Annotated in this window: 5 protein-coding genes and 1 pseudogene; 4 read left to right on the top strand and 2 right to left on the bottom strand. The window is 41.5% G+C overall.

Annotated features, from left to right (window positions below):
- Positions 1–324: pseudogene (locus VF500_RS01590) on the top strand (ribonuclease Z); the annotation flags it as partial.
- Between the two features lie 43 nt (positions 325–367).
- Here VF500_RS01590 and VF500_RS01585 read toward each other — a convergent pair.
- Together VF500_RS01585 and VF500_RS01580 are read right to left on the bottom strand one after the other, a co-directional pair.
- A complete protein-coding gene (locus VF500_RS01585) occupies positions 368–1312 on the bottom strand; it encodes an MlaD family protein (RefSeq protein ID WP_330857994.1) in 945 nt (314 codons plus the stop codon).
- Positions 1313–1423: 111 nt separating this feature from the next.
- Positions 1424–2356 (bottom strand): N-acetylmuramoyl-L-alanine amidase, encoded by a 933-nt coding sequence (locus VF500_RS01580; RefSeq protein WP_330857993.1) that lies wholly within the window; start codon positions 2354–2356, stop codon positions 1424–1426.
- 52 nt (positions 2357–2408) lie between these two features.
- Here VF500_RS01580 and VF500_RS01575 point away from each other — a divergent pair, with 52 nt between their 5' ends.
- The 3 genes from VF500_RS01575 to VF500_RS01565 all read left to right on the top strand — a co-directional run.
- Entirely contained in the window at positions 2409–5147 is a 2739-nt protein-coding gene (locus VF500_RS01575) for a putative LPS assembly protein LptD (RefSeq protein WP_330857992.1), read from the top strand.
- 7 nt (positions 5148–5154) lie between these two features.
- Complete coding sequence (locus VF500_RS01570; protein ID WP_330857991.1) at positions 5155–6402, top strand: competence/damage-inducible protein A; 1248 nt, start codon at positions 5155–5157, stop codon at positions 6400–6402.
- 43 nt (positions 6403–6445) lie between these two features.
- Positions 6446–6566: lipoyl domain-containing protein (locus tag VF500_RS01565; protein ID WP_330857995.1), on the top strand; the 121-nt coding region annotated here is incomplete at its 3' end.

Genomic DNA, 6566 nt, shown 5'->3' with positions numbered 1-6566 from the left:
ACCATCGATTCGGCAGAGCCTAAAAGCTATGCTTACTGCTCCGATACGATGTATAATGAAAACTACTTTGCCCAAATCGCTAACGCCACGCTGCTTTATCATGAGTCCACGTTTTTAAATGATATGCTCGATAGGGCTGTTATAACTCATCATACCACGGCGTTGCAGGCAGGAGAGATAGGGCTGAAAACCAATGCCAAAAAACTACTCATAGGCCATTTTTCGGCCCGCTATAAAACATTGAACGAGTTATTGGATGAGGCTAAAATAAATTTCCCCTCAACTGACCTTGCAATTGAGGGGAAAACCTTCTTTATAGAATAAAGCTGAAAGCTTAAGGCAGAAAGCCAAAAGCAAGCACGATCCTTTAATCTTTTTTACCGCCAAAAACTGAGAAGCTTACGTAGCGTTTCGGATGCGCTTTTAAATCGATAAACAAGTTATTGAGATTGCTTGATGCATCTGTAAGGTTTTTATACATCTTATCATCATTAAGCAATAAGCCCAAAGATCCCTGGCTGTTGTTGATCTTGGCAATAGTTGCCTGTAAATCGGCCATGGCCTTGTTTGCATTATCAAGGGTTTGTTTCAGGTTAGCGGCGGCAACGTCGTTACTTACTTTTTCAAAGTTAGCTGTCATGCCGTTAAGGTGTGTTGTGCTTGTTTTTAAGTTGCCTGATACAACTTCGGCATTGGAAAGTATAGCATCGATATGGCCTGTTTGCGAACCAACCAGGTAATCTATTTTTTTTGTGGTGCCCTCAAGTGTTTGCAGTGAATTGGCAATGCTCATGAAGCTGCGGTCGATGTTTTTCTGAAAGTTAGGGTTCAGGATCTTATTAACTGCGCTCAATGACGAATCGAGTTTTGACATCAGCATTTCTGCCTTTTTTTGTATCGGCTGCAGCGTTTCAGCAAGGCTGCCCTGGATATCGGCTTTAAGTGTATCCTTGTCTTCGGCAGGTACATTACTATTCCCTAACTCAAAAACAATCGCCTTACTGCCCAAAAGGTCGGTACTTTCCAGCTTAGCAAGCGTGTTTTTAGGTACAACTACATCCGGATCAATTTTAAATTCAACTACCGAGCGGCCGTCTTGCTGAAGCTGCATTTTGGAGATACGGCCTATCTGGAAACCATTTACCAATACCGGTTTGGAAACGGTTAAACCTTCAACACTGTTATAAATAGCGTAGTATTTGTTTGATCCTGAAAAAACATCATTGCCGCGTAAATAACTGTAACCTAATATGAGTATAGTAATTGCTATGGCCGTAAGTGCGCCAATTTTAGTTTCGTTAGAGATTTTCATTAAGTAGAGTTTATACGTTAATTATGTTTAAGGTTATAAACCTGCACCAGGCTTATATGTTTTATGATGTACGTTTTATTTACACAGAAGGTAACAGGTTTACCTTTATAATTATTGCGAAACCTGTTCCATTTCTTTTTTATAGCTTGTTAATGCACGGATGATCGATGCTACGATCTCGTTTTGTCCATCTTCCGAGTTAAGGTATTTTTCGTCGTCGGGGTTATTGATGTAGCCGGTTTCAACCAATACTGATGGCATTGCGCTGTGACAAAGCACATAGATACCCTGCTCCCTGATACCCTCACTTCGTCTCCCGTCAGTATCGGTGAATTCGCCGTTAATTAAAGTAGCCAGCTTGATACTTTGCTGCCTGAACTTCCTTTTGTACTCGTTTGTTAAAATAATGGTCATCGGATCGTTCGGGTCCAATGCACCGCCATCAAGTTCTGATTCTTCGCCAACCTGGTTTTTCTGAATAGCGCTTTCCTCTTCGCGGGTACGGTGTAAACCGTAAACCAAAATCAGTACGCCCTTGCCTGATCTGTCCGGAACCCTTACAGTACGGTATACCGCTTTATGGCGTTTAGTGCCAACCTTTTCACGAATAGTTCTGTCAGATAATGAGTTACAGTGCAGTGAAATAAATAGCTGCCCTTTGTTTTCATTCGCTATCTCGGCCCTGCGTTCAAACGAAACATCATCTTCGGTAGTACGGGTCATTACAGCCTTTACCCCGGTTAATTCTTTTTCTATAGCGGCCTGCAATTTAAAGCCAATAGCCAGCGTTACATTCCTTTCTGACGAATAAGAACCCGATGCACCGTGCGAATAATGACCTGTAGAAGCTGATGGCTTGCCACCATGCCCCGGGTCGATAATAATTGTTTTGATCTTAAAACCGGTACTGTTTATCACAGTATCCTTTTGAAGATTAACATTATTAGTTACAATAGAACTGTATGATTTAAAAGGAAAAAATGAAAGGAGAACCAGCAATACCCACAAACTATAAATCAATCTTTTCAATGCCTTATTTTTCATTATTTTTGAACGCTGTTAACTATATCTGCAAAAATACTATTCATAATCAATTTTGAAATTCATAACCCTTTTTTTTCTGCTTGCAATTATATTAATAGTAAATGGACTTGCTAATGCTGGCACTATTTTAAATAGCAGCAATGGCAGGCGGCCGTTAACTGATACTATTATCAAACTTGATTCGCTTCGTGATAAGAAACTTCTTAAAGGTAAAAAATCCGGCTCAATTACGCCACTAAGAAATGGTAAACCGGTAAATTCTTTACCCGCAAATGATACCACCAAAAAAAATAAAGGTGGGTTACAATCAGAAGTAAAGGCAACCGCCGAGGATTCGACACACTCAGACAGGGAGCATCAGATCACCCAATTTTACGGAAAAGCCCGGGTGACTTATGAAGATTTTGAGCTTGATGCAGATTATATCAGGGTTGACGATAAAAACCACCTCATATTTGCCCGGGGAAGTATTGATCCGCGTACGCATCAATATATCCGCAGGCCTATCATGAAACAAAAAACTGATAAGCCGGTAGCATCCGACTCCCTGATTTTTAATTATCAAACCAAAAAAGTAAAGATCTATAATCCTGCATCCGAGCAGGAAGGTAACTTTATTTCGGGTGGACAGGCAAAAAAACTCAATGATGATGAGGTTGCATACCGTAACGTGATTTTCAGTACCTGCGATCTGCCTTATCCTGATACGCATTTCGGTATTGTGATAACCCGCGGTATAGGCGAAAAGAAACGCATTATATCAGGGCCTGCTTATCTCGAAATTGAAGGGGTGCCATTACCATTGGGCATACCTTTTGGCTTCTTTCCTAAGCCGGATACCAGGACGTCGGGCGTTATTTTACCAACTTTTGGTGAGGATAATACCTTGGGTTTTTACCTGAAAGGGTTGGGTTATTATATAGGTATAAGTGATTATGTCGATCTAACTACTACCGGCTCTATCTATTCAAAGGGATCTTATGAGCTTAGCAGTACTGCACGTTACCTTAAGCGCTATAAGTATACGGGTAACGTTACGCTGAGTTTCGGCTCGCATAACTACGGTCTGGAGGGTGACCCTGCCACTAAGGATGCACACATTTACTGGTCGCACGTACAGGATGCCAATGCTAACCCGGGTTCAACTTTCAGCGCTTCGGTTGATGCAGGTACTTCGGGTTTCTTCAGAAATACACCATCGGCAAGTAATTATAACGTTAACTCTATTGCGCAAAGTAGTTTACGTTCAAGTATCGCCTATGGCAAAACCTGGGCGGGTACACCTTTTAACTTAAGTATAGGCATTTCGCATAGTCAGGATATAGCCCGTAAAACAGTAAATATCGAATTACCTACAATCGCTTTCGGTATGTCGTCAATAAATCCCTTCGACTCAAAAAACAGGGTGGGCGAACAAAAATGGTATCAGAAAATTACTGTCAGTTACAATTTGGTAGGTACCAATAAGGTGAGTGATATCCCTGAAAGTCAATTGTTCAAGAGCGAAACTTTATCAAAGCGGTTACAAAATGGTTTTCAGCATACCATCCCGGTTAGTTTGGGTTTAAACGTGTTAAAATACTTTCAGTTTAATAATAGTGTGAACTATACCGAACGCTGGTATTTTCAAAGCATTAACGAACGGTTTGAAAGGGGAAGTATTGCCGGCTCAAACCAGTTGATTATTGATACTATACCTGGCTTTAAGCGTGCCGGAGAGTATAGCATAAGCACAGGTTTATCAACCAAATTATACGGTACTATCAATTTTAAACATGGTAACCTGAAAGCTATCAGGCACGTAGCTACACCGTCAATTAGTTTCAGTTATCGCCCCGACTTCAGCGACCCAGGCTTCGGCTATTATAAAACAGCGGTAAGTACAGCTACTGTACCTTATCCTTATACCTATCAAAAGTATTCCATTTTTCAGAATGGGGTTTATGGCGGCCCGTCGGCAGGTAAGCAGGCAGGCTTAAACTTTTCTGTAGATAACACGATAGAGGCGAAGGTAAAGGCAAAAAGCACGGATACATCCGGTACAGATCGGAAGATCATGATCTTGCAGGGTTTATCATTTTCTACCTTTTATAATTTCGCTGCCGATTCAATGAAACTGTCGGATATTTCATTTTCGGGGCACACGGCTATTTTCAATCAAAAACTAAGCATCAGTTTTTCCGGAGTGTTTCACCCCTATGAAACCAAGGTAAGCGATTCTCTTGCAAATAATCAGATCGTAAAAACAAGCCGTTATGTAAACAGGTATACCTGGCAGGATGGCAAATTTCCTACTTTAACCGGTTTAAATATCTCCATGGGCGGCAGTTTAAATTCAACAAAGGCAACACCTGGTAACGCAGCCCTCAATACTATTGCAACTATGAATACCAGTCAGGCCCAGAGGTTGGCCCTGGTAAACAGCGATCCGAATGCATATGTGGACTTTAACGTTCCGTGGAATATCTCGCTTAATTATAGCTTTAGCTATCAAAATTATTTAAATACCAAAACAACCAGCAATACGCTCCAGGTATCGGGCGATGTGAACCTTACGCAAAAGTGGAAGATCCAGTATACCACTACATATGATATTAAAGCGGCTAAGTTTGCCAGTGCAACGTCGTTTTCAATATATCGCGATCTGCATTGCTGGGACCTTGCCTTTCAGTGGATTCCTTTTGGGGTATATAAAATGTATAACGTAACTTTAAAGGTGAAGGCGTCTATCTTGCAGGATCTGAAATTGAGCAAGAAAAGCGATTACAATCCACAATCATCTTTTTATTAATATAATAATGCTGGCAGAAATAATTACCATTGGCGACGAAATACTTATCGGACAAATTGTTGATACTAATTCGGCCTGGATGGCTACTGAACTTAATAAGATAGGGGTACGCGTAAAACAGATCTCATCAATAAGCGATGATAAGGAGCATATTCTGAAAGCATTAGCCGAAGCAGCTAATCGGGCCAATATTATTTTGATCACTGGCGGCCTTGGTCCCACAAAAGATGATATCACTAAAAAAACATTGGCCGAATACTTTGGCGTTGAACTTGTTGAAAACAAAGAGGCCCTTGCCAATGTAGAACGCATTTTTGCTAAATACAATCGCCCTTTGCTGGAAGTTAATAAACAGCAGGCTTTTGTTCCTGCTAATTGCGAAGTAGTGAGGAATGAAAACGGCACAGCTCCGGGGATGTGGTTTAATCAAAACGGTGTTATCTATGTGTCGATGCCGGGCGTTCCGTTTGAAATGATGTACATGATGGAGGAGCAGGTGCTGCCTAAAGTTAAAGCTACCTTTAAGCTGCCTGTAATTATCCATAAAACACTGCTAACCGTTGGTGAAGGCGAATCATTTTTGGCCGAACGGATAGCGGATATTGAGAACGATCTGCCATCATATATTAAATTGGCATACCTGCCCAAGTTAGGCCAGGTGCGTTTACGCTTAAGTGCTTTTGGCGAAGACCAGGCCGCTTTGCAAAAAGAAGTGGATGCATTTGCCGCCCGGTTTATTGAGCGGATAGGTTCGCCGTTTGTTATTGATCAGGATATTCCGCTCGAAAAAGCTATTCTTGACCGGATGGAAGCAAATAACCTTACTTTATCGGTGGCCGAAAGCTGTACCGGTGGTTATCTTTCTCACTTATTTACCCAGCATCCGGGTTCGTCACACGTATTTTTAGGTGGTGCTGTATCTTATTCGTACGAGTTAAAGGAGAGTATCCTGGGGGTAAAGAACGAAACTCTATGGCAGCACGGGGCTGTTAGCGAAGAAACTGTAAAAGAAATGGTAGAGGGGGCACTGTTAAATTTCAAATCGGATTTTGCTGCGGCCATTACGGGCGTAGCCGGCCCTGGCGGCGGAACGGAAGATAAACCCGTTGGTACTGTGTGGATTGCAGTTGCCGGAAAAGGGAAATCATTGATAAAAAAATACACATTTGGCAGTAAACGCCGCCAAAACATTGAACGGAGTGCGGTAATGGCGCTGTCAATGTTGAATACTTTACTTACTGAAATTAAAAAGTAAAGATTTAAATACATAATTTTGGGGTTAAACTATATTCTACTGTATGGCCAAATACCAGCTGTTATTGCCAAAAATGGGGGAGAGCGTTGCCGAAGCAACCGTTATCAAATGGGTGAAAAATCCGGGTGATAAGGTTAATGCCGACGATGCGGTGATGGAAATTG

This window comes from Mucilaginibacter sp. (assembly GCF_036383575.1).
In the GTDB taxonomy this organism is placed as follows: Bacteria; Bacteroidota; Bacteroidia; order Sphingobacteriales; family Sphingobacteriaceae; genus Mucilaginibacter.
This window is presented reverse-complemented; position numbering and strand designations above follow the sequence as displayed.